This window comes from Spongisporangium articulatum, assembly GCF_044465595.1.
Lineage (GTDB): Bacteria > Actinomycetota > Actinomycetes > Actinomycetales > Kineosporiaceae > Spongisporangium > Spongisporangium articulatum.
In genome coordinates this window covers 261,436-285,495 of record NZ_JBITLV010000002.1, presented here as the reverse complement: position 1 = coordinate 285,495, position 24,060 = coordinate 261,436, and the positions used below count along the sequence as shown (strand labels likewise).

19 protein-coding genes are annotated in these 24,060 nt (G+C 72.8%); 8 read left to right on the top strand and 11 right to left on the bottom strand.

Translation table 11 applies throughout. The features are described 5' to 3' along the window. A complete protein-coding gene (locus tag ACIB24_RS07480; protein WP_398277517.1) occupies nt 1–1,098 on the top strand; it encodes a putative zinc-binding metallopeptidase in 1,098 nt (365 codons plus the stop codon). Between the two features lie 61 nt (nt 1,099–1,159). Here ACIB24_RS07480 and ACIB24_RS07475 read toward each other — a convergent pair whose 3' ends face one another. Beyond that, nucleotides 1,160–2,116, bottom strand: a complete 957-nt coding sequence (locus ACIB24_RS07475) for a DAPG hydrolase family protein (RefSeq protein WP_398277514.1) — start codon at nt 2,114–2,116, stop codon at nt 1,160–1,162. A 62-nt stretch (nt 2,117–2,178) separates the two neighbouring features. Between ACIB24_RS07475 and ACIB24_RS07470 the strand changes: the two genes are divergently transcribed. Beyond that, nucleotides 2,179–2,838 (top strand): TetR/AcrR family transcriptional regulator, encoded by a 660-nt coding sequence (locus ACIB24_RS07470; protein ID WP_398277511.1) that lies wholly within the window; start codon nt 2,179–2,181, stop codon nt 2,836–2,838. Further along, nucleotides 2,819–2,995, top strand: coding sequence for an isocitrate lyase/phosphoenolpyruvate mutase family protein (locus tag ACIB24_RS07465; RefSeq protein ID WP_398277508.1), 177 nt, complete (start codon nt 2,819–2,821; stop codon nt 2,993–2,995). Before ACIB24_RS07470 ends, ACIB24_RS07465 begins: the two co-directional genes overlap by 20 nt. A gap of 159 nt (nt 2,996–3,154) precedes the next feature. Here the strand turns inward: ACIB24_RS07465 and ACIB24_RS07460 are convergent, their stop codons facing one another. Then, nucleotides 3,155–3,631, bottom strand: coding sequence for a ribose-5-phosphate isomerase (locus tag ACIB24_RS07460; RefSeq protein ID WP_398277505.1), 477 nt, complete (start codon nt 3,629–3,631; stop codon nt 3,155–3,157). Between the two features lie 157 nt (nt 3,632–3,788). Between ACIB24_RS07460 and ACIB24_RS07455 the strand changes: the two genes are divergently transcribed. Both ACIB24_RS07455 and ACIB24_RS07450 read left to right on the top strand, forming a co-directional pair. After that, entirely contained in the window at nt 3,789–4,925 is a 1,137-nt protein-coding gene (locus tag ACIB24_RS07455) for a ferredoxin reductase (RefSeq protein ID WP_398277502.1), read from the top strand. A 24-nt stretch (nt 4,926–4,949) separates the two neighbouring features. After that, complete coding sequence (locus ACIB24_RS07450) at nt 4,950–6,086, top strand: fatty acid desaturase family protein (RefSeq protein ID WP_398277499.1); 1,137 nt, start codon at nt 4,950–4,952, stop codon at nt 6,084–6,086. Here the strand turns inward: ACIB24_RS07450 and ACIB24_RS07445 are convergent. Further along, entirely contained in the window at nt 6,077–6,688 is a 612-nt protein-coding gene (locus tag ACIB24_RS07445) for a mycothiol-dependent nitroreductase Rv2466c family protein (RefSeq protein WP_398277496.1), read from the bottom strand. The genes ACIB24_RS07450 and ACIB24_RS07445 overlap by 10 nt on opposite strands. A 182-nt stretch (nt 6,689–6,870) precedes the next feature. Here ACIB24_RS07445 and pepN point away from each other — a divergent pair, with 182 nt between their 5' ends. From pepN to ACIB24_RS07430, 3 genes are all read left to right on the top strand, one after another. After that, nucleotides 6,871–9,426, top strand: coding sequence for an aminopeptidase N (pepN, locus tag ACIB24_RS07440; RefSeq protein ID WP_398277493.1), 2,556 nt, complete (start codon nt 6,871–6,873; stop codon nt 9,424–9,426). A 79-nt stretch (nt 9,427–9,505) separates the two neighbouring features. Further along, on the top strand, nt 9,506–11,074 hold the full coding sequence (locus tag ACIB24_RS07435) for a trypsin-like serine protease (protein WP_398277490.1): 1,569 nt from the start codon (nt 9,506–9,508) through the stop codon (nt 11,072–11,074). A 214-nt stretch (nt 11,075–11,288) separates the two neighbouring features. Beyond that, nucleotides 11,289–12,242 (top strand): hypothetical protein, encoded by a 954-nt coding sequence (locus ACIB24_RS07430; RefSeq protein WP_398277487.1) that lies wholly within the window; start codon nt 11,289–11,291, stop codon nt 12,240–12,242. On the opposite strand, the gene malQ is transcribed toward ACIB24_RS07430, so the two are convergent. The 8 genes from malQ to ACIB24_RS07390 all read right to left on the bottom strand — a co-directional run bounded on the left by malQ (nt 12,239) and on the right by ACIB24_RS07390 (nt 23,846). Next, nucleotides 12,239–14,386, bottom strand: coding sequence for a 4-alpha-glucanotransferase (gene malQ, locus ACIB24_RS07425; protein WP_398277484.1), 2,148 nt, complete (start codon nt 14,384–14,386; stop codon nt 12,239–12,241). The two genes, ACIB24_RS07430 and malQ, sit on opposite strands and share 4 nt — an antisense overlap. 177 nt (nt 14,387–14,563) lie before the next feature. Further along, nucleotides 14,564–16,537 (bottom strand): response regulator, encoded by a 1,974-nt coding sequence (locus tag ACIB24_RS07420; protein ID WP_398277481.1) that lies wholly within the window; start codon nt 16,535–16,537, stop codon nt 14,564–14,566. Then, nucleotides 16,537–17,724 (bottom strand): chemotaxis-specific protein-glutamate methyltransferase CheB, encoded by a 1,188-nt coding sequence (cheB, locus tag ACIB24_RS07415; RefSeq protein ID WP_398277478.1) that lies wholly within the window; start codon nt 17,722–17,724, stop codon nt 16,537–16,539. The genes ACIB24_RS07420 and cheB overlap by 1 nt, the downstream gene beginning before the upstream one ends. Next, nucleotides 17,721–19,760 carry a hybrid sensor histidine kinase/response regulator gene (locus ACIB24_RS07410; protein WP_398277476.1) on the bottom strand — a complete coding sequence of 680 codons (2,040 nt, stop codon included), beginning with the start codon at nt 19,758–19,760 and terminating at the stop codon, nt 17,721–17,723. The genes cheB and ACIB24_RS07410 overlap by 4 nt, the downstream gene beginning before the upstream one ends. Then, a complete protein-coding gene (locus ACIB24_RS07405) occupies nt 19,750–21,342 on the bottom strand; it encodes a methyl-accepting chemotaxis protein (RefSeq protein ID WP_398277474.1) in 1,593 nt (530 codons plus the stop codon). The genes ACIB24_RS07410 and ACIB24_RS07405 overlap by 11 nt, the downstream gene beginning before the upstream one ends. Then, nucleotides 21,329–21,817: a chemotaxis protein CheW gene (locus ACIB24_RS07400; protein ID WP_398277471.1), complete on the bottom strand. Its 489-nt coding sequence runs from the start codon at nt 21,815–21,817 to the stop codon at nt 21,329–21,331. Before ACIB24_RS07400 ends, ACIB24_RS07405 begins: the two co-directional genes overlap by 14 nt. Beyond that, on the bottom strand, nt 21,814–23,388 hold the full coding sequence (locus ACIB24_RS07395) for a CheR family methyltransferase (protein ID WP_398277468.1): 1,575 nt from the start codon (nt 23,386–23,388) through the stop codon (nt 21,814–21,816). The genes ACIB24_RS07400 and ACIB24_RS07395 overlap by 4 nt, the downstream gene beginning before the upstream one ends. Next, entirely contained in the window at nt 23,385–23,846 is a 462-nt protein-coding gene (locus ACIB24_RS07390; RefSeq protein WP_398277466.1) for a chemotaxis protein CheW, read from the bottom strand. Before ACIB24_RS07390 ends, ACIB24_RS07395 begins: the two co-directional genes overlap by 4 nt. Between the last annotated feature and the right edge of the window lie 214 nt (nt 23,847–24,060).

Genomic DNA, 24,060 nt, shown 5'->3' with positions numbered 1-24,060 from the left:
GTGCGAACTTTCACCTGCGACGTCTGTGACGCCCTCGTCTTCTTCGAGAACTCGGTCTGCCTGGCCAGCGACACCCCGTTGGGGTTCTCGACCTCGGCCATGCGGATCGTGGCCCTCACCGAGGCGGACGACGGGTCGCTGGTCTGGGTCAACCCCGACGGCGAGACCGAGGTCCAGTGCGCCAATCTCCTTGCGGTGGGCTGCAATTGGCTGGTCGAGGCGGGCGTCGAGGCCAGCGCCGACGGTCCGCTGTGCCGTAGCTGCGAGCTGACCCGGACCCGGCCGGCCGACTCGGACGCGGTCGGGATGGAGCAGTGGGCGGTGACCGAGCAGGCCAAGCGCCGGCTCGTGTACCAGCTGATCGACCTGCAGCTGCCCGTCGTCCCGCTGGAGCAGGACCCGGAGCACGGTCTCACGTTCGACCTGCTCTCCAGCGCGCAGGGCGAGCAGGTCACCACCGGGCACGCGGACGGCGTGGTCACCATCGACCTGGCCGAGGGCGACGACCCGCACCGGGAGGCGCTGCGGGTGCAGCTCGACGAGCCGTACCGCACGATGCTCGGCCACCTGCGGCACGAGACCGGGCACTACTACTGGACGGTCCTGGTCGAGGGGACCGAGCGGCTCGAGAGGTTCCGGGAACTCTTCGGCGACGAGGAGGCCAGCTACGCCGACGCGATCGAACGGCACTACGAGGAGGGCGCGCCGGCGGGCTGGGAGGAGAGCTACGTCTCCGCCTACGCGACCATGCACCCGTGGGAGGACTGGGCCGAGACGTTCGCCCACTACCTGCACCAGCGCGACACCCTGCAGACGGCGGCGGCCGCGGGGATCGTCGTGGTCGGTCCGCGCGCGGCGACCTCGAAGGGGCTGCGCACCCCGTCGGACCCGCTGGTGGCCGTGCCGACGGAGAAGGTCAGCGACATCCAGCAGCAGATCGACACCTGGTTGCCGTTGACCTACGCGCTGAACGCCGTGAACCGGAGCATGGGCAAGGACGACCTCTACCCGTTCGTGCTGTCCCCCACCGTGATCGGGAAGCTGGGTTTCGTGCACGAGGCCGTGCTGGCGGCCGCGGACGCGACCGCCGCCGCCTGAGCGAGCCCGCCTGAGCGAGCCTCCCTGACCGGGACCCCGGGCCCTGACCCCCGGGGTCCGGTCAGGGAGTGTCCTTGAACCTCGCGTAGAGGTCGGGCAGGAACCGCGACAGGTGGTTCATCTCGGCGCCGCAGTGCTGCATCAGGTGGGCCGCGAAGTCCTTGCCGAACGGCAGGTTCGGCAGCGGAGCCAGGCCTCGCACCAGCCCGCAGCCGGTGTTCAGGTCGAGCACCGACGCGACCCCCGGCACGTTGAGGTAGAACCGCGAACGCATCTCGGACCCGGTGGGCGTGGCCCGCACCTGGTGCACCACCCAGCCGAGGTCGACGGGGGCCATGCTGCTGCCGACGCGCGCGTAGATCAGCGCGCCGGCGCGGGCCTTCGCCGAGAACCCGGCGGCGGCCGGGTCACGGAACCGGATGGCCAGCTGCTCCAGATGCGGCCCGATGTACTCGTCGACGAAGGACGTGTTCCCGACGTAGCGCTCGCGGTCGCTGAGCGTCCGGTCTCCGGAGCGGTCCTCGCGCATCACCGCGACCTCGTGGGCGTCGGGGTGCCACAGCTTGTAGCGGGCGCTCTCCCAGCTGTGCCACCCGAACCACCAGTCCCACATCTCGGGTCGCACGCCCGGCATGTCCGTCAGGCACGCCACGAGCGCCTGCCCGTTGCCGAGGATCGTGTACCCGGTCTCGACCGCCGAGTACCCCGAGATCGACAGCTCGTCGTCCAGCCTGCCGAGCGGGACGCCCAGGGCCGGGTCGAACGGCCCGGCCGCGAGCGCCTGCGTGACCTGCGGTTGCACCGGTGCGGTCTTTCCCGTGAAGAAGCTCGCGTACGGCTTGGCCAGGTCGGCCTCGCGGTAGCCCAGGTAGCGCGGGATGCAGCTGAAGGGCGCCGAGTCCTTCGGCTGGATGCCCGCCGGCTTCGACCCGCCGAGCAGTCCGACCCCCGCGAGACCGGCCATCTGGAAGGCGCCGCGCCGGGACACCTGCGGTCCGGGCGGTTCTGGTGTCACCATGGGCGTCCTTGCTCCATCCAGAATGCGAACGAGGGTTCGGATACTAGATGACGACCGCGTCCATGCGCACCCCCCGACAGGAACGCAGCCGCGCGTCGACGGAACGCGTGCTGGCCGCCGTGCTGGACCTGGCGGCCGAGGGGTCGCTCGACGCGGTGACCGTGGGGGCCGTGGCGAGCCGCGCGGGCGTCTCGGTCGGCGCCATCTACGGCCGGTTCGGGGACAAGACCGCGCTGGTGCTCGCCGCCCAGGAACGCTTCCTGGCCACGGTCTCGCTGGCCGTCGGCAGCCGGGTCGTGCAGGCCCTCGCGCCCGAGGCGGGCGCGGAGGGGGCTGAGGGGCGGGGGGACGCCGCCCGCCGGGTCGTGCGCGTCGTCATCACCGCCGCCGTGGACGCCTTCGCCCAGCACGAGGCCCTGATCCGGGCGTTCAGCGCCGGCGCCCGCACCCATCCCGAACTGGAGAAGCGCGCCGAGGCCGCCGCCAGTCAGGTGTTCGCCGAGGTGCTGACCGCGACCGGTCCCTTCCACGACCGGATCGAGCACCCCGACCCGGCCACGGCGCTCGACGTCCTCTACCGGATGCTCTTCGCGACGCTGGAACGACGGGTGGAGTCGGCCACGTTCATCTCGGGGTTGCCGATCGAATGGTCGCGTCTGGCCGACGAACTCGTCGACCTGGCGATCGCCTACCTCCGCGTGCGTGAGGACGGGACGCCGTGACGACCTTCGGGACCTGCACGACGGCGACGGCCCCCTGCTGCTGCCCGACGCCTGGGACCTGGGTTCGGTGATCGCGTTCGTGGACGCGGGTTTTCGCGCGGTCGCGACCACCAGCTTCGGGGTCGGTGCCGCCGGTGGCCAGCCCGACGGGGCCTGACCCTGGCCGACCTGGGGGCGCTCGGCGTCCGCCGGGTGAGTTCCGGGTCGCTGCCCTACCGGGCCGCGATCGACGCGGCGGTCGCGTCGGTCACCGGGCTGCGGGACGCCGACGGCGGCGACGCCCTACGCCGCGATGCAGGAGCGGCTGGAGCGTTACTCAGGCTGAGCCGGGCAGCGGCGGCAGGGTGCCGTCGGCCTCGTAGGCGCTGAGCATGTCGATCCGCCGCTGATGCCGCGGGTCGTGGCTGAAGGGCTCGGCGACGTAGGCCCGGGCGAACGTGGTGGCCTCGTCGAGGCTGTGCTGGCGGGCCCCGATGGCGAGCACGTTGGCGTCGTTGTGCTGGCGGGCCAGCTTCGCCGTGTCGAGCGACCAGGCCAGGGCGGCACGCACGCCCTTCACCTTGTTGGCCGCGATCTGCTCGCCGTTGCCGGACCCGCCGATCACGATGCACAGCGCGCCCGGGTCGGCGGCGACCGCCTCACCGGCGCGCAGGCAGAAGGGCGGGTAGTCGTCCAGCGCGTCGTAGACGTGCGGGCCGTGGTCGACGATCTCGTGCCCATCGGCGGCCAGCGTGGCGGCCAGGTGCTGCTTGAGTTCCAGACCGGCGTGGTCGGAGCCGAGGTGAACGCGCATGGCGCACAGTGTGGCATCCGGCGCCGCCCGGTCGACGCACACCACCGCACCGCGGAGCAAGAGGCCGTAGGTCCCGCGGAAGGGGACTCTCCGCACCTACGGAACCGTAGGTTTCCGCGCCTAGCCTGCTGGCCGACGACGACAGCAGGAGGCGACGATGAAGGCTTCGACGACCGGCGGAACCCGTGCATGGCTCACCCCGGCCGAGGTCAGCCGGCGGGCGGTGGCCGGCCTCGCCCAGGCGCTGACGTACCCGGCGGACCCGGACCGCTACCTGGAACTGGGCACCTCGCTCAACCTGCTGCACGAGGGGCGGGCGGTGGTGACCCGGGTCCGGCCGCAGACGGCCGACACCACGACGCTCAGCCTGAAGACGAACCGCGCCTGGCGGGGACACCGGGCCGGACAGTACGTTCGCGTCGCCGTCGAGATCGACGGCGTGCTGCGCAGCCGGTGCTTCTCCCCGGTGCTGTCGGAGCACGCCCGTGGGCGGCGGTTGGAGCTGACCGTCCGGCACCGGCCGGACGGAGTGGTGTCCCCCGTGCTGACGCACCCGGGCGCGGTGGGCACCGTCGTCCACCTGTCCCGGGCCGAGGGCGAGTTCGTCCTGCCGGACCCGAGGCCGCTGCGCCTGACGATGATCAGCGCCGGCTGCGGCATCACACCGGTGATGTCGATGCTGCGCACGCTGCACGACGAGGGGCACGTCGGCGAGGTCGCGTTCCTGCACTACGCGCGCGACGCCGAGCACGTGCCGTACGCGGGCGAGCTCGCCCGGCTGGCGGCGGCCTGGCCCCGCCTGCGCCTGGTGATCGTCCACACCGGTCCCGGCGCGACGAGCCGGCTGCGCGGCCACTTCCAGCTCGACCACCTCCTGGCCGCGGCGCCCTGGTGGGCCGACGCGCCCACCTACCTGTGCGGTCCCCGCGGGCTGAGGGAGGCGGTCGAACGCGCCTACCAGGCGGAGGACCTGGGCGACCTGCTGCACGTGGAGCGGTACCGGCTGGAGGGCGAGGGGCTCCAGGTGAGGGACGCCGTCGCGGGCGGGACGCTCACCTTCACCCGCAGCGGGGTGGCGCGGCCCAACGACGGCCGCCCGCTGCTCGCCCAGGCCGAGGCCGCCGGGTTGCACCCCGAGTCCGGGTGCCGGATGGGCATCTGCCACGGCTGCCTGCAGGTGAAGCACACGGGCGTGGTGCGCAACGTGCTCACGGACGAGATCGGGACCGAACCCGACCAGGAGGTGCAGGCGTGCGTCTGCGTCCCGGTCGGCGACGTCACCGTCGACCTTTGACCCCGACCCACGAGAGGACCCGTGATGACCGCGCAACCCCTGACCCCCGGCGCCCCGGCCGTGGCCGGCCGTGACCTCGACGCAGGCGTCTACCACCTGGAGCGTTCCCTGTCCGCCGCGGAGGTGGAGGCCTTCGGCCGCGAGATCGACGCCCTCCGGCACCGGCACCAGGCCGATCTCGGCGCCGAGGACGCCGCCTACATCCGCCGCGTCCTCAAGATCCGTCGCTGGCTGGAGATCGGCGGGCGCGGCCTCTTCTTCGTGGGTTTCCTGCCCCCCGCGTGGGTGGCCGGCGTCCTCGCCCTGGGCGCCGCGAAGATCATCGACAACATGGAGATCGGGCACAACGTCATGCACGGCCAGTACGACTGGATGCGTGACCCCACCCTCAACTCGCGCACGTTCGAGTGGGACAACGTGTGCCCCTCGGCGCAGTGGAAGTACACCCACAACGTCGTGCACCACACGTACACCAACGTGCTGCGCAAGGACCGGGACCTGGGCTACGCCGTCATCCGGGTCACCGACGAACAGCGCTGGCGGCCCTACTACCTCGGCAACCCGCTGTACGCCCTGGTGCTGGGCTCGATGTTCGAGTGGGGCGTCGCGCTGCACGCCCTCGAGCTGGACAACACGCACGCGGGCCGGCGCACCTGGGAGGAGAACCGCCCGCTCCTGCGCCAGACCCGCCGCAAGGCGGCCCGCCAGGTGCTGAAGGACTACATCCTGTTCCCGGCCCTGACCGGGCCGCTGTTCGTCTCCACGGCGCTGGGCAACCTGGCCGCGAACGGCGTGCGCAACGTGTGGGCCTTCGCCGTGATCGCCTGCGGGCACTTCCCGGACGGCTCGGTCGTGTTCCGGGCCGAGGACGTCGAGGGCGAGACGCGGGCCGCCTGGTACGTGCGGCAGATCGTGTCGTCGTCCAACATCTCGGGCGGGCGGCTCATGCACCTGATGACGGGCAACCTCAGCCTGCACGTCGAGCACCACCTGTTCCCCGACCTGCCCGCGCGTCGCTACCGGATGCTCAGCGCCGAGCTGCAGGAGATCTGCGCGCGGTACGGAGTGCCGTACAAGACGGGCCCGATGTGGCGCCAGGTGGCCAGCGTGAGCAAGCACCTCGTGCGGTTGGCGTTACCGCCGCGCCGGCGTCACTCGTAGGCGGGCGTTTCCGTCCGGGTGCGCTTGATCTCGAAGAAGTACGGGAAGCCGGCGAGGGTGACGCTCGCGTCCCACATGCGCCCGGCGTCCTCGCCCTTCGGGATCTGCGTGATCACGGGGCCGAAGAACGCGGCGCCGTTGAAGGCCACGATCGGGGTGCCGACCTCCTGGCCCACCTGCGTGATGCCCTCGTCGTGGCTGGCCCGCAGCTGCTTGTCGTACTCGTCGTCGTGGGCGAAGCGCGCGAGTTCGGCCGGCAGCCCGACCTCGGCGAGCGCGCGCTCGATCACGACGTCGTAGTCCTTGACCTTGTCGCGGTGGATGGCCGCGCCCATCGCGTCGTAGAGCGGCTTGACGACCTCGTACCCGTGCAGTTCCTGGGCCGCGGTGATCACCCGGACCGGGCCCCAGCCGCGGTCCATCAGGTCCCGGTACTCGGGGTTCAGGTCGCGCCCCTCGTTGAGCACCGACAGGCTCATCACGTGCCAGGTCACCGCGACCGGTCGGACCTTCTCGACCTCCAGGATCCATCGCGACGTGGCCCAGGCGAACGGGCAGAGCGGGTCGAACCAGAAGTCGGCACGATCAGCGCGGTCGGTCATCAGGTGGTCTCCTCGGCACTCTGAGCTGGGCAGACAAGTTCGCCCACAGCAATGGTTGACCACAACACCAAAACTCCGCGATTCCATCCCCCGGCCCGCCCCGATCGGCCGAGCCGAGGCCGGGGTGAGGTGACAGAATCGGGCGGCCGACGCCGTCCGAGCAGTCGTCCTGAAGGAGCACCGTGCCCGGTACGAACCTGACCCGCGACGAGGCGGCCGCCCGCGCCGCCCTCCTCACCGTGCACGACTACGCGGTCGAGCTCGACCTGACCACCGGGGCCGAGACGTTCCGCAGCACCACGACGGTGCGCTTCGACTGCAGCACCCCGGGCACCGACACGTTCATCGACCTCATCGCGCCGACGGTGCATGAGGTGGTCCTGAACGGGACGTCGCTCCCGCTCGACGCGGTCGTCAGCACGGCGCGCATCGCGCTGCCGGGCCTGGCGGCGAGCAACGAGCTGCGGGTCGTGGCCGACGGGGAGTACATGCACACGGGCGAGGGCCTGCACCGGTTCGTCGACCCGGTCGACGACGAGGTCTACCTGTACAGCCAGTTCGAGGTGGCCGACGCCCGAAGGGTTTTCACCTGCTTCGACCAGCCCGACCTGAAGGCGACGTACGCGTTCACCGTGACCGCGCCGTCCGGCTGGCAGCTCGTCTCCACCTCGCCCACCCCCGAGCCCGAACCGCTGGACGACGAGCGCTCGGTCTGGCGGTTCGCGCCCACCCCGGTGCTGTCGACGTACGTGACGTCGCTGATCGCGGGCCCCTACCACACGGTGCACGACGAGCTGACCGTGCGCGACGGGCGGACGATCCCGCTCGGCGTCTACTGCCGGAAGTCGTTGGCGGAGTATGTCGACGCGCACAACATCGTGGACGTCACGCGGGCCGGGTTCGCCTGGTTCGAGAAGACCTTCGACTGCGACTACCCGTTCGCCAAGTACGACCAGCTGTTCGTCCCCGAGTTCAACGCGGGCGCCATGGAGAACGCGGGCGCGGTGACCATCACCGAGGTCTACGTGTTCCGCTCGAAGGTCACCGAGGCCCTGATCGAGCGACGGGCCCTGACGATCCTGCACGAGCTGGCCCACATGTGGTTCGGCGACCTGGTGACCATGCGCTGGTGGGACGACCTGTGGCTGAACGAGTCGTTCGCCGAGTACGCCTCGACCCGGTGCCAGGCCGAGGCCACCCAGTGGTCCAGCTCGTGGACCACGTTCCTGTCGTCCGAGAAGTCCTGGGCCTACCGGCAGGACCAGCTCGTCTCGACCCACCCGATCGTCGCCGACATCCGCGACCTGGAGGACGTCGAGGTCAACTTCGACGGGATCACCTACGCCAAGGGCGCTTCCGTGCTGAAGCAGCTCGTGCACTGGGTGGGGCAGGACGCGTTCGACGCCGGGCTGCGCGAGTACTTCAAGCAGCACGCCTGGGGCAACACGACCCTGGCCGACCTGCTCGGCCACCTCGAGGAGTCGAGCGGCCGGGACCTGGCCGGCTGGGCCGACGAGTGGCTGCGGACGGCGGGGGTCACCACCCTGCGGCCGGTCCTCTCGGTCGACGACGCCGGGGTGATCACCGCGGCGGCCATCGAGCAGGAGGCACCCGCCGAGTACCCGCGGCTGCGCCCGCACCGGCTCGCGGTCGGCGGGTACGACGTCGTCGAGGGGCGGCTGCAACGCACGTCGCGCGTCGAGATCGACGTCGCCGGCGCCTCCACCGACGTCCCGGAACTGGTCGGGAAGCCCCGGCCCGCGCTGCTTCTCGTGAACGACGACGACCTCGCGTACGGGAAGATCCGGCTCGACGACGTCTCCCTGGACACGGCCCACGCCCACCTCGGGCACTTCGAGGACTCCCTGCCGCCCACCCTGGTCTGGGGTGCGTCCTGGGACATGACCCGCGACGCGGAGATGCCGGCCCGCGCGTTCGTCGACCTGGTGCTGGCCAACCTCGACTCCGTCACCGACCCGAGCGTCGCGCAGACTCTGCTGCGCCAGCTGAGCGCGGCGCTCGACGCCTACGTGGCGCCGACCCACCGCGAGGTGACCACCGAGGCGGCCGCCGACCGGCTGCTCCTGCTGCTGCGCGAGGCCGAACCCGGCAGTGACCGGCAGCTGCTGCTGGCCCGCTCGTTCCTCGGACACGCGACCACCCCCGGTCAGCTCGACGCCGTGGCGGGCCTCCTCGACGGTTCGCAGGTGCCGGCCGGGCTGGCCGTCGACACCGACCTGCGCTGGTCGGTGCTCGGTTCGCTGGTCGCCGGCGGCCGCGCCGGCGAGCCGGAGATCGCGGCCGAGCTGAACCGGGACGCCACCGCGAGCGGTTCGGTGAACGCCGCGTCCGCGCGCGCCGCCGTCCCGACCGCAGAGGCCAAGCGCAACGCCTGGCAGCAGGTCGTCGAGGACGGTTCACTGCCGAACACGGTGCAGGGCGCGGTGATCGGCGGGTTCACCCGGGTCCACGACCGGGGCCTGCTGGCGCCGTACGTCGAGCCGTACTTCGCCGCGCTGACCGACGTCTGGGCGCAGCGGACCAACGAGATGGCCAGCCAGATCGTGGTCGGGCTGTACCCGCACAGCCAGCCGCCGCAACTCGTGCTCGAGGCGACCGACCGCTGGTTGTCCGGGGCGGGCGCGAACGCCGAGGCGGCCCTCAAGCGGCTGGTCGTCGAGGGTCGCGACACCGTGGCCCGGGCGTTGCGGGCGCAGCAGTACGACGCCACGCACTGAGTGGACGTATCAGCACCTCGCGTGACACCTCCTGATGTCGGGATGGCGGACGGTCCGCCACCTCGCGGGAGGGGTTCACATGAGGTTCCACCGGTTGTTCGCCGCAACCACGGCGGCCGTCCTGGCGGTCGCGGGCGTCACGCTCACGTCATCCGAGGCCCACGCCGTCGTGGGGGGTTACCCGGCAGCGGCGGGTGACTTCCCGTACGTCGCGCAGGTGAGCGTACGCAACAGCAACGGCACCGGCCTCTGCACGGGGACGCTGATCCACCCGAGCTGGGTGCTGACCGCGACCCACTGCTTCGTGCCCAACCCGGCCCTGCAGTCGACGGGTGACACCTGGGTGCGAGTCGGCAACACCCGCTACGAGCAGGGCGGCCAGCTGCGGCGCGTCTCACGGGTCGTCGTGAACCCTTCCTACGTCAGCGGTTTCAACGACGTGGCCCTGTGGCAGCTGAGTGAGCCGATCACCAACATCACCCCGGCCCGACTGGTGAACTCGAACGAGTGGCCGCTGTTCGACGGTCCCGGGCCCGGCGGCATCGCGGGAGCCTGGGACCAGGGCACCGTCACCGGCTGGGGACGGCTGGCCGACGGCACGCTCCCGAGCAACCTCCAGTACACCTACGCCTTCATCCAGAACACGATCACCGACGCCCCCGACGTCAAGCGGCTCCCGGTGGACAAGGGCCCGTGCCAGGGCGACAGTGGCGGCCCGCTGCTCGTCTCGTCGAACAACACCCCGGTGATCGCCGGGGTGCTGAAGGCCGCCGGCTGCGGGTCGGGCGGCTCCTACAGCTCGGTGGCGGTCGGCACCCAGGCCCGGTCGTTCATCGACGCGAACAAGGCCCCCATGTACTACACGCCCTTCGGCGCGACCGACTGGGACAACGACGGCCACCAGGACATCATCACGCGCTACGACACCACCGGTGACCTGTTCCTCTACCCGGGCCAGAGCAAGCGGGGCTACTCCACGGCGACCCCCGTGAAGATCGGCAACGGGTGGAACGGGACGACGTTCTTCGCGGCCGTCGACTGGGACCGCGACGGCTACAAGGACATCGTCGAGCGCAACGACACCACCGGGGTCCTGTGGCTGTACCCGGGGCAGGCCAAACGCGGCTACTCCACGGCCACCCCGATCGTGTTGAACGACAACAACGGGCTCGGGTTCCTCAACTACTCGCCGATCGGTACGTCCGACTGGGACCGCGACGGCAAGGTCGACATCCTGTTGCGGGACAACACCTCCGGGCGCGTCTGGGCGCTGTACGGCAACGGCGCCCGCACGAAGAGCACGATCGTCCCGGGCACCCTGCTGCTGGAGGGCGCGAACAAGTTCACCCCGGCCGGCGTGGCCGACTACGACAGGGACGGCAAGGCCGACATCGTCGTACGCGACAACGACTCCGGCGACCTGTTCCTCTACCCGGGCAACGGCACGCTGAACACGCTCACCACGCGGTACAAGATCGGCAACGGCTGGACCGGCGTGACGTTCTTCGGCCTGACCGACTGGGACCGGGACGGGCATGTCGACATCGTGGAACGCAACGACGCCACCCGGGACCTGTGGCTGTACCCCGGCCAGAGCGTGCGCGGTTATTCGCAGATCCAGCCGGTGAAGATCGGCAACGGCTGGTAGATCGACGACGGGATCGCACGTATCAGCCGCGTGCCCCGCGCCTCCGTACGGTCGGTGGTGAGGAGGGGCCGGGACGGCGGGCGCGGCGGTGGCACGGGGGTGCCGCCGCGCCCGTCTCGTACGTGATGACAGGGATGGTGGCAGCGAACGCGTCGAAAGGGACGACGAAAGCTGCCATCACCCCTGTCATCAGGACCGTGTCATGATCTGCGGCATGACGGACGGGGGGCTCGCCGGGCGGATCGGCACGGCGCGCGAGGCCAGGGACGGGATCCCGCAGCTGCGCGAGGACATCGCGCGGCTGAACCGGGCGCTGGAACGGACCCAGGCGCAGTACGAGGGGAAGGCCGCCGCCTATCGCAGCTCGCTGCGTGAGCGGTCGCGGACCCGATTGCCCGCCCTGCACGCGTGGAAGCTGTTGCTGGGCGGCCGTTACCGCCGGGAGCGGAACGCCGCGGCCGCTGCGGCTCAGCTCGCGGAACAGGCCTCCGACGCCGCCGTCCAGGGGGTGCTCGACGCCCGCACCCGCCTGCAGGAGGCCAACCGCGCCCTCGAACGGGCGACGTCCCTCGCCGACGAACTGCCGGCACTGGAGGCCAGGCAGCGGATGGCGGAACTGCGCACGTCCGACGACCCGGCCGCCCGCGAACTGCTCGACCGGTTCCAGGCGCTCGAGGCCGAGACCGAGGGGCTCCGGGCCCGGCTGGGCGAACTCGCCGAGGCCGACCACGCGCTGCACCAGGCCCTCTCGCACGTCGGGCACGCCCTGGAGCGGCTGCGTTCGGCCGGGAGCTGGGGCACCTACGACACGTTCTTCGGTGGCGGGCTGATCTCCAGCGCCATCAAGCACGACCGCATCGATGACGCCGACCGGGCCACCCGCGCCGTGGTCGCCTCGCTCGAGCAGGCTCGTCAGGAGCTGGCCGACGTCGGCATGACGGTCGAGGGGGCGGGGCCGACGGTGGGCTCGACGGCGCGCGCCCTGGACATCTGGTTCGACAACATCTTCACCGACATCCATGTCCAGGGCCGGATCCGCGAGCAGTCCCGCGCCCTCGCCGTCCTCCAGGGCCGTCTGCAGGACGCGGTCCGCAGGGTCGAGGCGGACCGGACCGCGAGCACGACGTCCCTGGCCGCAGCGGTGGCGCGGCGCAACGAACTGCTCTAGCGCGAGTCCTCGGGGCGGACCGCTTTCGCGAGATCCCGGACCCGCGGCGAGGTCACGATCTCCTCCAGCAGGACCGGCCGCCCGGAACCGTCGGCCAGCGGCAGCCGCCAGTTCGGGTACTCGTCGGAGGTGCCGGGCTGGTTCATGGCCCGCCGCTCCCCCACCGCGTCGGCCAGCGACACCCCGATCAGCCGCGCCGGGGTCAGCGTGAGGAACCGGTGCAGGGCCTCGACCTGTTCGCGTTCGGTCGGGCCTCCCTCGCGCACGAGGAGGCCCAGGTCCTCCAGCTGGTGGCGCACCGACCGGCGCTCGGCCTCGTCGACCTCGCGCTCCTCGGCCACCGAGCGGGTCAGCAGGCCGAGCCGGTCACGCAGCTCGATGTGCTCGCCGGTCAGGTAACCGGCGGTGGGCGGCAGGTCGTGGGTGGTGACGCTGGCCAGCGACAGCTCGCGCCAGTCCTGCGGCGGCTTGGGTTTCCCGGCCTCGTAATCGCGCTCGAACCAGAGGATCGACGTCCCGAGAATGCCTCGGCTGGTGAGGTACTCACGGGCCCAGGGTTCGACGTTGCCGAGGTCCTCGCCGATCACGACGGCCCCGGCGCGGTGCGCCTCGAGCGCGAGGATGCCGAGCATCGCCTCGTGGTCGTAGTAGACGTAGGTGCCCTGCGACGGGTGCGCCCCCTGCGGCACCCACCAGAGCCGGAACAGCCCGATGATGTGGTCCACGCGCAGCCCGCCGGCGTGCCGCAGCACGGTGCGCAGCATGTCCCGGAACGGTGCGTAGCCGCTCGCGGACAGCCCGTCGGGGCGCCACGGCGGCTGCGACCAGTCCTGCCCCTGCTGGTTGAACGCGTCCGGCGGGGCCCCGACGGTCACGCCCGTGGCCAGCGCCGGTCCCAGGCCCCAGGCGTCGGCGCCGTCCGGGTGCACCCCGACCGCGAGGTCGTGCACGACGCCCAGCCGCATGCCCCCGGCCGCCGCGCGCCGGGCCGCCTCCTCCAGCTGCTGGTCGAGGCACCACTGCAGCCAGCAGTGGAACTCGACGCGCCCGGCCAGCTCGCCGCGCAGGGACTCGATCTCGGCGCCCCGCGCGTCGAGCAGGGACCGTGGCCAGCGGGTGGTCGGCAGCCCGTAGCGCTCGGCCAGCGTGCACCAGGTCGCGAAGTCGAGCAGACCCTGCCCCTCCCGCGCCTTGTAGGCCTGGAACTCCCTCTCCCGCACAGAGCTTCGTGGCTGCTCGAAGACCGCCTCGAGGGCGACGAGCTTGGCCGCCCACACCTCGTCGCGGTCGAGCAGGGCCGGGTCGGCGTTCAGCGGCCGGACCGCCTCGGCCTGCCACTCGATCACCGCACGGTCCGTGGAAGGCAGGTACGCCACCTCGCGGATGTCCTCGACCCGCAGGTAGACGGGGTTGAAGAACCGGCGCGTGGTGGGCAGGTAGGGCGAGGGCTCCATGGGGGCGATCGGCTCGGCCGCGTGCAGCGGGTTGACCAGCACGAAGTCGGCGCCGAGCTCGGCCGCGCTCCACCAGGCCAGGTCACCGAGGTCGCCCAGGTCGCCCAGCCCCCAGGACGCCTGCGAGCGCACCGAGTAGAGCTGGGTCATGAAACCCCACGACGGGTGGCCGGGCGCGGGAGGTTCCAGGCGGGCCGGCGTGACGACGTAGGGCCGCTCGACGAGCTCGCCGTCCCCGACCCGGGCGCACAGCCGGTGCCAGCCGAGCGGGAGGTCGGCGGGCGGGGTGAACGGCACCCGGACGACGGTCGCCCCCTCGAGCTCCTCGCTCGCCTGGGGTTCGCCGCGGGTGACGTCGGTGTGGCCACCCGTCTCGAGCTCGAGCCACACCCGGACGTCGTCCGCGGCGTCCTGCCCGACGTGCACCGCGACGTCGTCCTTCTCGCCCTGGACCGTCACCACGACGTCGGGCAGCAGCCGACGCCAGGGCGCGAGCCGCACGCGCTCGAGCTCGACGGCTATGTCGTCCTCGACCTCCAGGCGGACGCCGAGCGCGTCGAGCACGGCGACGACGGTGCGGGTGAGCACCGTGACCTCGTCGCCGCGCCAGTCCTCGAACGTGGTCGACACCCGGTAGGCCTCGGCCAGCCGGGCCAGGTCACCGGATACCGGCGCGTCCAGGTCGAGCATGGGTCGAATCCTGCCAGAAGTCGCCGCCCCGGCCGTCCCGCAGCCCGCACCCGTAACACGCCCGACTCGTCCGTCGTGATCATGCGCAAACACAGCATTCCTCCGTTGATCATGCGCAAACGCATCATGCGTTTGCGCATGATCGACGCGGGAGTCATGCGTTTGCGCATGATCAACTCAGGGCGTGGGGAGGGTGAAGCGGAAGGTGGCGCCCTCGCCGAGCACGGAGTCGGCCCAGATCCGGCCACCGTGCCGTTCGATCACCCGGTTCACCGTGGCCAGCCCGACGCCCGTACCCGGATACTCGGACTCGCTGTGCAACCGCTGGAACGGCACGAACAGCTTCTCGGCGTGGTTCATGTCGAAGCCGCCCCCGTTGTCGCGCACGAAGTAGGCGCGCCCCTCGGGCAGGTCCTCGGCCCCGACCTCGATCCGGGCGTCGCTGCGGCGGGAGGTGAACTTCCAGGCGTTTCCGAGCAGGTTCTCCAGCACGTGCCGCAGCAGCCGCGGGTCGGCGCTGACGGGCAGCGGACGGGCGACCGTCACGGCCACCGAGCGGGACGGCTCGCGTTCGGCCAGCTCGGCCAGCACCGAGTCGGCGACCGTCGCGAGGTCGACGTCCTGCCGCTCCAGCTGCGCGCGGCCCACCCGGGACAGCTGCAGCATGTCGTCGATCATCTCCGACATGCGGGCCACCCCGGCCCGGACCCGGTCGGCGTAGTGCCGGCCGTCGTCGTCCAGGTGCTCGGCGACGCTCTCCAGCAGGATGTGGGTGAAGCCGTCGACGCTGCGCAGCGGGGCGCGCAGGTCGTGCGAGACCGAGTAGCTGAACGCCTCCAGCTCGCGGTTCTTGCGTTCCAGCTCCTCGACCATGGCGGCGCGCGACTGGGCGATCCGGGCGTCGGCGCGCGCCTCGGCGGCCTCGATCTCCCGGTAGAGCAGCTCCTCCCGGATGCGCCGGCTCTCGTCCTCGACCTGCCGGCGGCGCAGCTGGGCGCGGATCCGGGCGGCGACCACCCCGAACTCCTCGGACGCCACCAGGTAGTCGTCCGCCCCGGCGGCCAGCGCCTCGACCAGCGCCTGCCGGTCCTCCCGCTCGGTGCGCCCGACCGCCCCGGCGAGCATGATCATCGGCACGTCCCGGACGCTGGGCACGGCCTTGACCCGGCGGCAGGTCTCGTGACCGTCGACCGGGCCGGGCAGTGCCTCCTCGACCAGGATGCAGTCGACCGCCTCGATCCCGATCAGCTCCAGCGCCTCGTCGCCCGAGCGGGCCGTCACGACCTCGAAACCCTCACCCCGCAACAACTTCGAGAAGGGCGCATGGCCGTCGGAGACGATCAGGATCTTCTTCGGAGCGAGCAGGCTGCTCGGCTCCTCGACCCCGGAGTCGGCCTGCCCCCGGCGCAGCAGGGCCGACAGCTTGGCCACCGCGACGGTCAGGTCCTGCTCCTTCCGCACGAAGGCGTCGGCCCCGGCGTCCAGCGCGAGCAGTTCGGCGTTGCGCTGCTGCGAACCGGTCAGCATCAGACAGGGCACCGAGCGCAACGCGGCGTCGAGCCGCATCCGCCGGATCACCGTCGCCCCGTCGATGTCGGGCAGCACGCCGTCCACCAGCATCGCCTGCGGACGGCGGGCCGCGGCCAGCCGCAGCCCCTCCTCACCGGTGTGGGCGACCTCGACCCGGTAGCCCTCCCGCTCCAGCACCTCGACCAGCTGGGCGCACACGGTGGGACTGTCGTCGATCACCAGGATCGGCGCGGCCCCGGTCTCCACCCCGGCCGGCGCCCTCGCGGTCACCAGCTCACGCGCCCGGGCCAGCACGTACCCGATCTCGTAGGGCTTGGCGACGTAGGCGTCGGCCCCGGTGCGCAGGCCGCGTACCCGGTCCTTCACCTCGGCCTCACCCGACAGCATCAGGACGACGGCCCCTGAGTTGAGCGGCGACGCCCGCACCTCCGCGAGGACGTCGACCCCGTCACCGTCGGGCAGCACGACGTCGAGGACGATGACGTCGAAAGCCTCCTGCGACAACAACTTCCGGGCCTCGGCGACCGTCTCGCAGGGTGAGCTCGACCAGCCCGCGCCGTCGAAGGCCTCGAGCAGGTCCATCCGCACGGTCAGGCTGTCGTCCAGGATCAGCACCCGCATCAGCGCACCTCCTCCCCGGGCCGGGCCGCGGCAGGCGGACCGGTGAGGTTCAGCCCGGCGAACGACGCCAGGGCGGCGCCGACCCGCTCGACCGGCAGCACGTACCGGGCGGCACCGCGCAGCACGGCCTCCCGGGGCATCCCGTAGACCACCGACGTCTCCTCGTCCTGCGCGACCGTCGCCCCGCCGGCCCTGCGGATCGCGAGCAGCCCGGCCGCACCGTCCCGGCCCATCCCGGTCAGCAGGCAGGCCGCCGTGTGCGGTCCGTACTCGGTCGCGAGCGACTCGAACAGTTCGTCCACCGACGGCCGGCAGGACTGCCGGGGCGGGGTGTGGGTGAGCATCGAGCGACCGCGGTGGACGACGAGGTGCTTGTCCGCGGGCGCGACCAGGACCAGCCCGCGGGCCGACGGGCCTGCGAGGACCTCGCCGCCGTGGGCGATCCGCACGTCGTGCCCGGTCGCCGTGCGCAACCAGTCGGTCAGCGACTCGACGAAGGCGGCGTTCACGTGCAGCGTGATCAGCACGGGCACCGGGAAGGGGCGCGGCAGCGCGGCGAGGACGGCGGCGACCGCCCCGGGGCCACCGGTGGAGGCACCGATCCCGACCACGGCCAGCCCGTCGAGGCGGCCGGGTCCGGAGCCCGGGCCCGGCAGCGCCGGGTCGAGCCCGGCCGCCGAGCCCTGCGCCGGCACCCGAGGCCGCGGGTGGTGCCGCGGATCGCGCAGGCCGAGGTGGGTGATCACCTTGATCCTCGCGACCAGCTTCACGGCCTCGAGCAGCTTGCGCTCCCACTCCTCCATCGGGACGCTGCCGTCCGGCTTGTCCAGGACGTCGACCGCCCCCGCCGCGAGGGCGGCCGCCGTGCTGATCAGCTCGCCCCGGTTCTCCGCGGAGGAGAGGACGAGGATCGGCGTCGGGCAGTGCTCCATCAGGTACTCGGTCGCGGCCAGCCCGGTGACCCCCGGCAGCACCATGTCCATGGTCACGACGTCCGGGCGCAGCTGCTCGCACATCGTGATCGCGGTCTGCCCGTCGGAGGCGACGCCGACCACCTCGACGCCCGGGTCGGCCTCGAGCACCTCGACGATCCGGGCCCGCACGCTGGCGGAGTCGTCGACGACCAGGGCCCGGACGACGCGCTCGGCGGCAGGCGCGCCGAAGGGCGCGCCGAAGGGGCGCGTCACGACGCCTCCAGGAGCCGGTGGATGGTCTCGAGCAGCACGCCCTGGTGGAACTGCCCCTTGTCGATGTGGGCGTCGGCGCCGGCGTCGAGGCCACGCTGCCGGTCGGCCGCCGATGCCCGGGAGGTGACGAGGATGCAGGGCAGGTCACGCAGTTCGGGCCGGGAGCGGACCTGCTCCAGGAAGCCGAAGCCGTCCATCCCCGGCATCTCGACGTCGCACAGGACGACGGAGTAGCGGGTCCGGGAGGCCCGGGCCAGGCCCTCCTCGGCGGACGACGCGACCTCAACCCGGTAGCCGGCGGACTCCAGGATGCTCTGCTCGAGCATCCGGGTGGTGAGCGAGTCGTCGATGACCAGCACGGGGGCGCGGGGCGCGGGGACGGCGGGGGTCGGGCCGCGCCGGGTGGCCGCCGCGACCACGGCGGCCGGGTCGAGCACGAGCCGGGGCGTGTCGCCGTCCAGCCACACGCCGGCGACCAGCGCCGTCGCCGGGGTCAGCAGCGGCAACGGACGGACGGCGGGTTCGGCCGTGCCGAGCAGGCGGGGCACGGCGGCGGCCACCCGGGCGCCCGGAAAGCCTTCTGTGCCGGGCGCTTCCATGACGAGTACCGACCAGGCGGGCGGCGCCTCCCGGCGGGTGGGCGCGGCGACGCCCGCGGCGGTGGCCAGGGCCGCGCTCAACGAGAGGAAGGGCAGCGGCTCGTCCTCGCACATCCAGGTGGCTCCGTTCGGGCCCTCGACCACGTCGGCCGCGGGCACCCGGGCCACCTGGCGCACGGCGTCGAGCGGCACGCCGACGGGCTGGCCCGCGTCGACCACCACCAGGTCGCGCGCGGTCAGGGACAGCGGCGTGACCAGCTCGACCGTGGTGCCGCGGCCGGGATCCGTGCTCAGGTGGGCCCGTCCGCCGAGCCGGTCCGCGGCCTCCCGGACGACGTCGAGCCCGATCCCGCGGCCGCTCACCTCGGTGACGCGTTCGGCCGTGCTCACCCCGGCCCGCAGCAGCAGGTCCAGCAGCTGCGCGCTCGAGGCCCCGGACGGTACCGCGATCCCCTTGCCCGCCAAGGCGTTCCGCACGGCGTCGAGATCGACGCCGCGACCGTCGTCCCGGCACCGGAAGCGGGCCCGCGCCCCGTCCAGCGTGACCTCGACCCGGATCCGGCCCTCGACCGGTTTACCGGCGGCCAGCCGCTGGTCGGGGGTCTCGATGCCGTGGGCGACGGCGTTGCGGACCATCTGCTGCAGGGCCGGCTGGACGACGCTCAGCAGGGGCGCGTCCAGCCGTACCCGGCCGCCGACCACGTCGACGGCCACGCGCTTGCCCTGGGCGCCGGCCACGTCGCGGGCGGCGCGCTCGAGGTCCGGGGCGATCGCGGAGACGGCTACCAGCCGGAGCCTCTGCGCACCGTCGTGGATCTGGCGCAGGTCACGTTCCATCCGGTCGGCGGCCCCCGACACGATGCGCCGCACCGCGGCCAGTCCGGCCAGCAGGTCGGGACCGGCCCCCGGCAGGTCCCGCAAGCCGGCCAGGCGGGCCTCGACCGAGCGCAGCACCGTCACCTGGTCACCACCCCGGCCGGCGGTCCGGATCACCTCGTCCACGTCGACCAGGTCGGCCCGGACCGTGACCCGTTCGACGACGGGCTCTGCGGTCTCCGGCACCTCGGGTCCGGTGGCCGCGGAGGGCGTCTCGGCCGCCGGTGAGCCGAGCGCGTCGACCAGGTGCACCATCCGGTCGACCAGGTCGAGGCCGTCCTCCACCACCGCCGCCGCCTGCCGGCCGCCCTCCCGGTAGGGCCCGAGCAGCTCCTCCAGCGCGTGCGCCTCGTCGGCGATGCCGGCCTCGTCGACCACCCGCGCCGCGCCCTTCAGCGTGTGGGCGTGGCGCAGCAGGGCCTGCACCACCGGTTCGGGGTCGTTGGCCGGGTCGCGCAGCTGGCCGAGGCCGGTGGCGAGCGCGTCCGTCAGCTCCCGCGCCTCGACCCGGAAGTAGCGGTACCGGTCGCGGGGCGGTTGGGCGAGGGGGCTACCGGTCATGGGCACCGGCCTCCACGAGGGCGCTCAGCCGGGTGGACAGCACCCGCAGCTGGGACGCCGTCTGCAGCGTCTGCGTGGAGCTCGCCTCGGTCTCGCGCGTGGTCTGCGCGACGTTGGCGACGGCCAGGTTCACCTGCTCGACGGCGGTGGTCTGCTGCTTGGTGGACAGCTCGATCTCGCGGGCCGCCTCGGTGGTGGTGTCGACCAGCCCGACGATCTGCTCGAACGAGACCGACACGTCCGCGACCTGGGCGGCTCCGGACGCGACCGCCTTGGAACCGATCTCGGTGGCCATCACCGTGGTGTTGACGGCCCCGCGGACGACGTCGATCAGCTCGCGGATCTCCTTGGTGGACTCGCCGACCCGGTCGGCCAGCTTGCGGATCTCGTCGGCCACCACGGCGAACCGGCGTCCCGACTCCCCCGCGCCGGCCGCCTCGATCGTGGAGTTGATGGCCAGGATGTTCGTCTGCTCGGCCAGTTCGGAGACGATGTCGAGGACCGCGCCGATGCGCTGCGACTTGTCGCCCAGTTCCAGCATGTGCCGCACGATCGCGTCGACCTGGCGCTGGATCTCGACCATCGACTCGCGCGCGTTCCCCACCGTCGCCCGCCCCTCCCGACCGGCCTGCGCCGTCCGGTCGGCGACCCCGGTGACCCGTTGGGCGCTCTCGGAGATCTGCTGTGAGGTGGCCAGCAGTTCCGTGACGGTGGTGGAGATCTCGTTCATCGCGGTGGCCTGCTCGCGGGCCCCGACGGCCTGCTGGTTGGCCGTGGCCTGCAGCTCGGCCGAGGCGCTCTGCACCTCGTTGACCGTGGCGCCGATCCGGCGCCGCAACCGGCGGGTCAGCCAGCCGGCCAGCGCGGTCGCGGCCACGATCCCCAGCACCAACAGGCCCGCCAGCAACCAGGCCGCCCGGTCGGCCCGGCGGGTGGCCTCGGCCTTCCCCTCGTCGGCCAGCCGTTGTTCGATCCGCTGGAGCTCGCTCAGCTTGTCGAAGAGGGTGTCCCGGTCGCCCGTCAGCGCATTCCAGGCCGCGGCGACGGCCTTCGGCGAGGCACCGGCCTGTTTCAGCGCGACGGGCCGGCGGTCGGCCACCAGGAACTGGTCCTCCAGCCGGGCGATGTCGTCGACCAGCTGCCGGGTCTGGTCGGTGTGCACCAGCTTCCGGATACCGTCGATCTCCGCGTCGAACTGCGCGTCCATCGCGTACTGGGCGTCGAGGTACGTCTGCTGACCGGAGATCAGGTAGGCCCGGTTGGCGGCCGCCCGCTCGTTGCGGATCCGGATCAGGTTCTGCACGTCGAGGACGAGCTGGGTGTCGACGTTGATCACCTTGTCCTTCTCGGCGACCGTGTCACGCAGCGCGCCGATGCTGACCAGGCCCACCAGCAGGTTGATGGCCACCACGGCGGCGAATCCCGCGGTCAGGGCCCGGCCGAACGTCCAGCCGGGGCGGCCCGCCGGCTCGGCCACGGGGTCGGACAGCGGGCCGCGCGGGTGCGGCAGGCGACCCGTCCCGCCGGCTCCCGCGGAGCGGGCGGAGTCCTGGACAGGAGTGCCGATGTCATCGGTGGACAAGGGATCTCACCCTTTCGATCAGGTCTTCGGTGGTGACCATGGGAGCGTGGGCGGCGACCCGGGGACCGATCCGCCGATGGGCGATCACCGCATCGACGGTGACGCCCACGGCCGGTTCGCCGGCGAACGTGAGCAGGTGGCCGCCGGCGGTGGCCGGCAGGCCGAGGAGCACGCCCAGGTCGTAGACCGTGACGAGCGTGTCCTCGACCAGCGCCACCCCACGGACGGCGGCGACGGGGCTGGGCAACCGGGTGATCACGGGCCCCGTGACGACCCGGCACAACTCGTCGACGCGGATGTCGAGGCGTTCGGTGCCGACCTGCAGGGCGAGCAGGTCGACCAGCCCGGACGGGGGCGGGACGACGGGCCGGGAGAAGGTCCGGTCGAAGTCGTCGCGCAGCTGGCCGGCCAGGGTGAGGATGCCGCCCGGGCCGAACGCCTCCGCGGCGGGCTCGTCGCCGACGCCGGCGTTCACGGCAGGTCACCCGCTTGCGTCCGGCTGATCGCGGTCAGCGCCTCCCGGTCGAAACCGCCTCCGAACAGCACGATCCGGCGTTCGGCCTCGGAGGCCAGCAGGCGGGCGGCGGCGGCATGGTGCTCGGCCGCGGCCCGGGTGTCCGTGGGATCGACGGCCCGCCTCAGGCGGGCCAGGTGGACGTGGGGCAGCGCGAAGGCCGGGTCGGCGGCCAGGGCGGCGCGGCAGTGCGCGACCGCCGCCGGCAGGTCCCCGGCCGCCTCCCGGCACAGCGCGAGCACGAGTTCGGCTCCGGCCGTGTGGATTCCGGCCCCGAGCAGGCGGTGACAGGTGGGTTCGGCGGCCGCGAACCGGCCCAGGTGCATCAGGACCACGGCGCGCAGCAGCACCACCTCGTCGGCCACCCCGTCGGGCGCCCCGTCCGCCGGCATCCGGTCGAGGGCGGTGAGCGCGTCGCCGAAGCGCTCCTCACGCAGCAGGTCGAAGACGATGTCCAGGCTCGGACTCTCGAGGCCCCGCGGGATGGCGGGCGAGGCCGGGCCCGCCCCCTGCGGCGCCTCGACCGCTTGCCGCGCAGCCGGCAGCACGGTCAGCCGGGTGACCCGATCGGCCGCGGTACGGATCGAGTCGTACCAGCCCGCCGCCCCGGGACCGCCGGCGGCGCGGGCCCTGTCGCGGTCCCGGCCGGGGACCGTGAGCGGCGCCGGGCCGCCGGGCCGCCGGTGCACGGGCCGCTGGTAGTAGAAGGCGCCGTGACTCTCCCGCAGCTCGAACTCCGAGGAGATCCCCCGCAGCGTCTCGGCCGACCCGAGGAAGAGGTAGCCACCCGGGGCCAGGGCGCGCGCGATCCGGGCCAGGACGCGCACCATCACGTCGGGCGTGAAGTACATGATCACGTTGCGGCAGAACACCACGTCGTAGCAGGAGGGTCGCCAGACGTCGGCCGGGTCGTCCCGGTCGCTCCCGCCGCCGTCGGCCAGGTTCGCCCACCGGAACGTCACGGCCGAGGTGATCTCCGGGACCAGGACGACGTCCGGCCCCTGGCCGCGGAACCAGCGTTCCCGGGTCTGCGCGGGGACGGCGCGCAGCGACCACGGCGTGTACCGGGCCGCACGCGCCTTGGCCAGCGAGTCGGTGTTCAGGTCGCACGCGGTGATGTCGGCGGCCACGTCGGGGTGGTTCTCACGCATCGCGATCGCCAGCGAGTAGGCCTCCTCACCGGTCGAGCAGGCGGCCGACAGCAACCGCAGCCTCGGCACGCCCGCGACCCCGGCGTGAGCCCGCACCCGGTCGGGAACCACCTCGTCGACGAAGGCCCGGAACTGTTCGACGTGCCGCAGGAAGTACGTCTCGCCGACGGTCAGTTCGCGCCCCAGGGCCCGCAGTTCGTCCCCACCGGCGTCGGTGAGCAGCCGGCGGTAGGTGGCGCCCGTCGTCCCGGTGACCGCGAACCGGCGCCGCAGCGCACGGTCGAGGCGCTCGGTGCCGAGGTCGTCGTCCAGGCGCAGCCCGAGCAGTTCGGTGACCAGCGGGCGGTAGACGTCCGGCCGGGCCGCGGCGGTCGCCTTCACGAGGCGGCCCCCGCCGGGGCGGACGAGACGGCCGCCCAGGTCTCCTCGGGCACGAGCGCGGATGCGGTCAGTACCAGCAGCAGGTCACTGTCGACGGCACGGACGGCCTCGACCACCGAGTTGTCCAGGGTGCGCAGCAGGGGCGGGAGGCCGTCGGCACCGAGGTGGGGGGCGAGGCCGTCGAGGTCGCGCACGCCGAGGACCTCGGTGACCGCGAGCGCCACGGTGCGGCTCCCGACGTCCAGGCTCACGAACCGTCCCGCGCGCGGCGACCGGACGCCGAGCAGAGCACCTGCGTCGACGACCGGGGTGGCCTGGCCGCGGACCATCGCCAGCCCGGGGACGAACCGGGGCAGGCCCGGCAGCGCCCGGACGGGCAGGGGTCGCATCGTCTCGCGGACGTGCTCCAGCGGGAGGGCGACCAGGAACCCGTCGTCCCCGGCGCCGACCACCCCCACCCGGCACAGCACCGCCCGCCGGCCGGGCCCCGCTCCGGCGGGACGGGTCGTGACGGTGATGGACCCGGCATCGGGCCCGGTGGTTGCGGCGATGGTGAAACCCCCACGCGGTCAGGGGTGAGATCGGACCTGGCCGGCCGCGGCTTGAGCGCCCCGGCGGCCCACCCCCCAAGAGAACCCTTTGGCTGGCACTCGCCGACTCCTGCGCGCGAGA

Excerpts from the sequence above, each read along its gene's own strand:
- ACIB24_RS07445 (WP_398277496.1), bottom strand. The coding sequence starts at position 6,688 with ATGACCGACCGCGCTGATCGTGCCGACTTCTGGTTCGACCCGCTCTGC.
- ACIB24_RS07455 (WP_398277502.1), top strand. The coding sequence starts at position 3,789 with ATGAAGGCTTCGACGACCGGCGGAACCCGTGCATGGCTCACCCCGGCC.
- ACIB24_RS07420 (WP_398277481.1), bottom strand. The coding sequence starts at position 16,537 with ATGCGGGTGCTGATCCTGGACGACAGCCTGACCGTGCGGATGGACCTG.
- ACIB24_RS07460 (WP_398277505.1), bottom strand. The coding sequence starts at position 3,631 with ATGCGCGTTCACCTCGGCTCCGACCACGCCGGTCTGGAACTCAAGCAG.
- ACIB24_RS07450 (WP_398277499.1), top strand. The coding sequence starts at position 4,950 with ATGACCGCGCAACCCCTGACCCCCGGCGCCCCGGCCGTGGCCGGCCGT.
- ACIB24_RS07410 (WP_398277476.1), bottom strand. The coding sequence starts at position 19,760 with ATGACCGGTAGCCCCCTCGCCCAACCGCCCCGCGACCGGTACCGCTAC.
- ACIB24_RS07435 (WP_398277490.1), top strand. The coding sequence starts at position 9,506 with ATGAGGTTCCACCGGTTGTTCGCCGCAACCACGGCGGCCGTCCTGGCG.
- ACIB24_RS07470 (WP_398277511.1), top strand. The coding sequence starts at position 2,179 with ATGCGCACCCCCCGACAGGAACGCAGCCGCGCGTCGACGGAACGCGTG.
- malQ (WP_398277484.1), bottom strand. The coding sequence starts at position 14,386 with ATGCTCGACCTGGACGCGCCGGTATCCGGTGACCTGGCCCGGCTGGCC.
- ACIB24_RS07475 (WP_398277514.1), bottom strand. The coding sequence starts at position 2,116 with ATGGTGACACCAGAACCGCCCGGACCGCAGGTGTCCCGGCGCGGCGCC.
- ACIB24_RS07430 (WP_398277487.1), top strand. The coding sequence starts at position 11,289 with ATGACGGACGGGGGGCTCGCCGGGCGGATCGGCACGGCGCGCGAGGCC.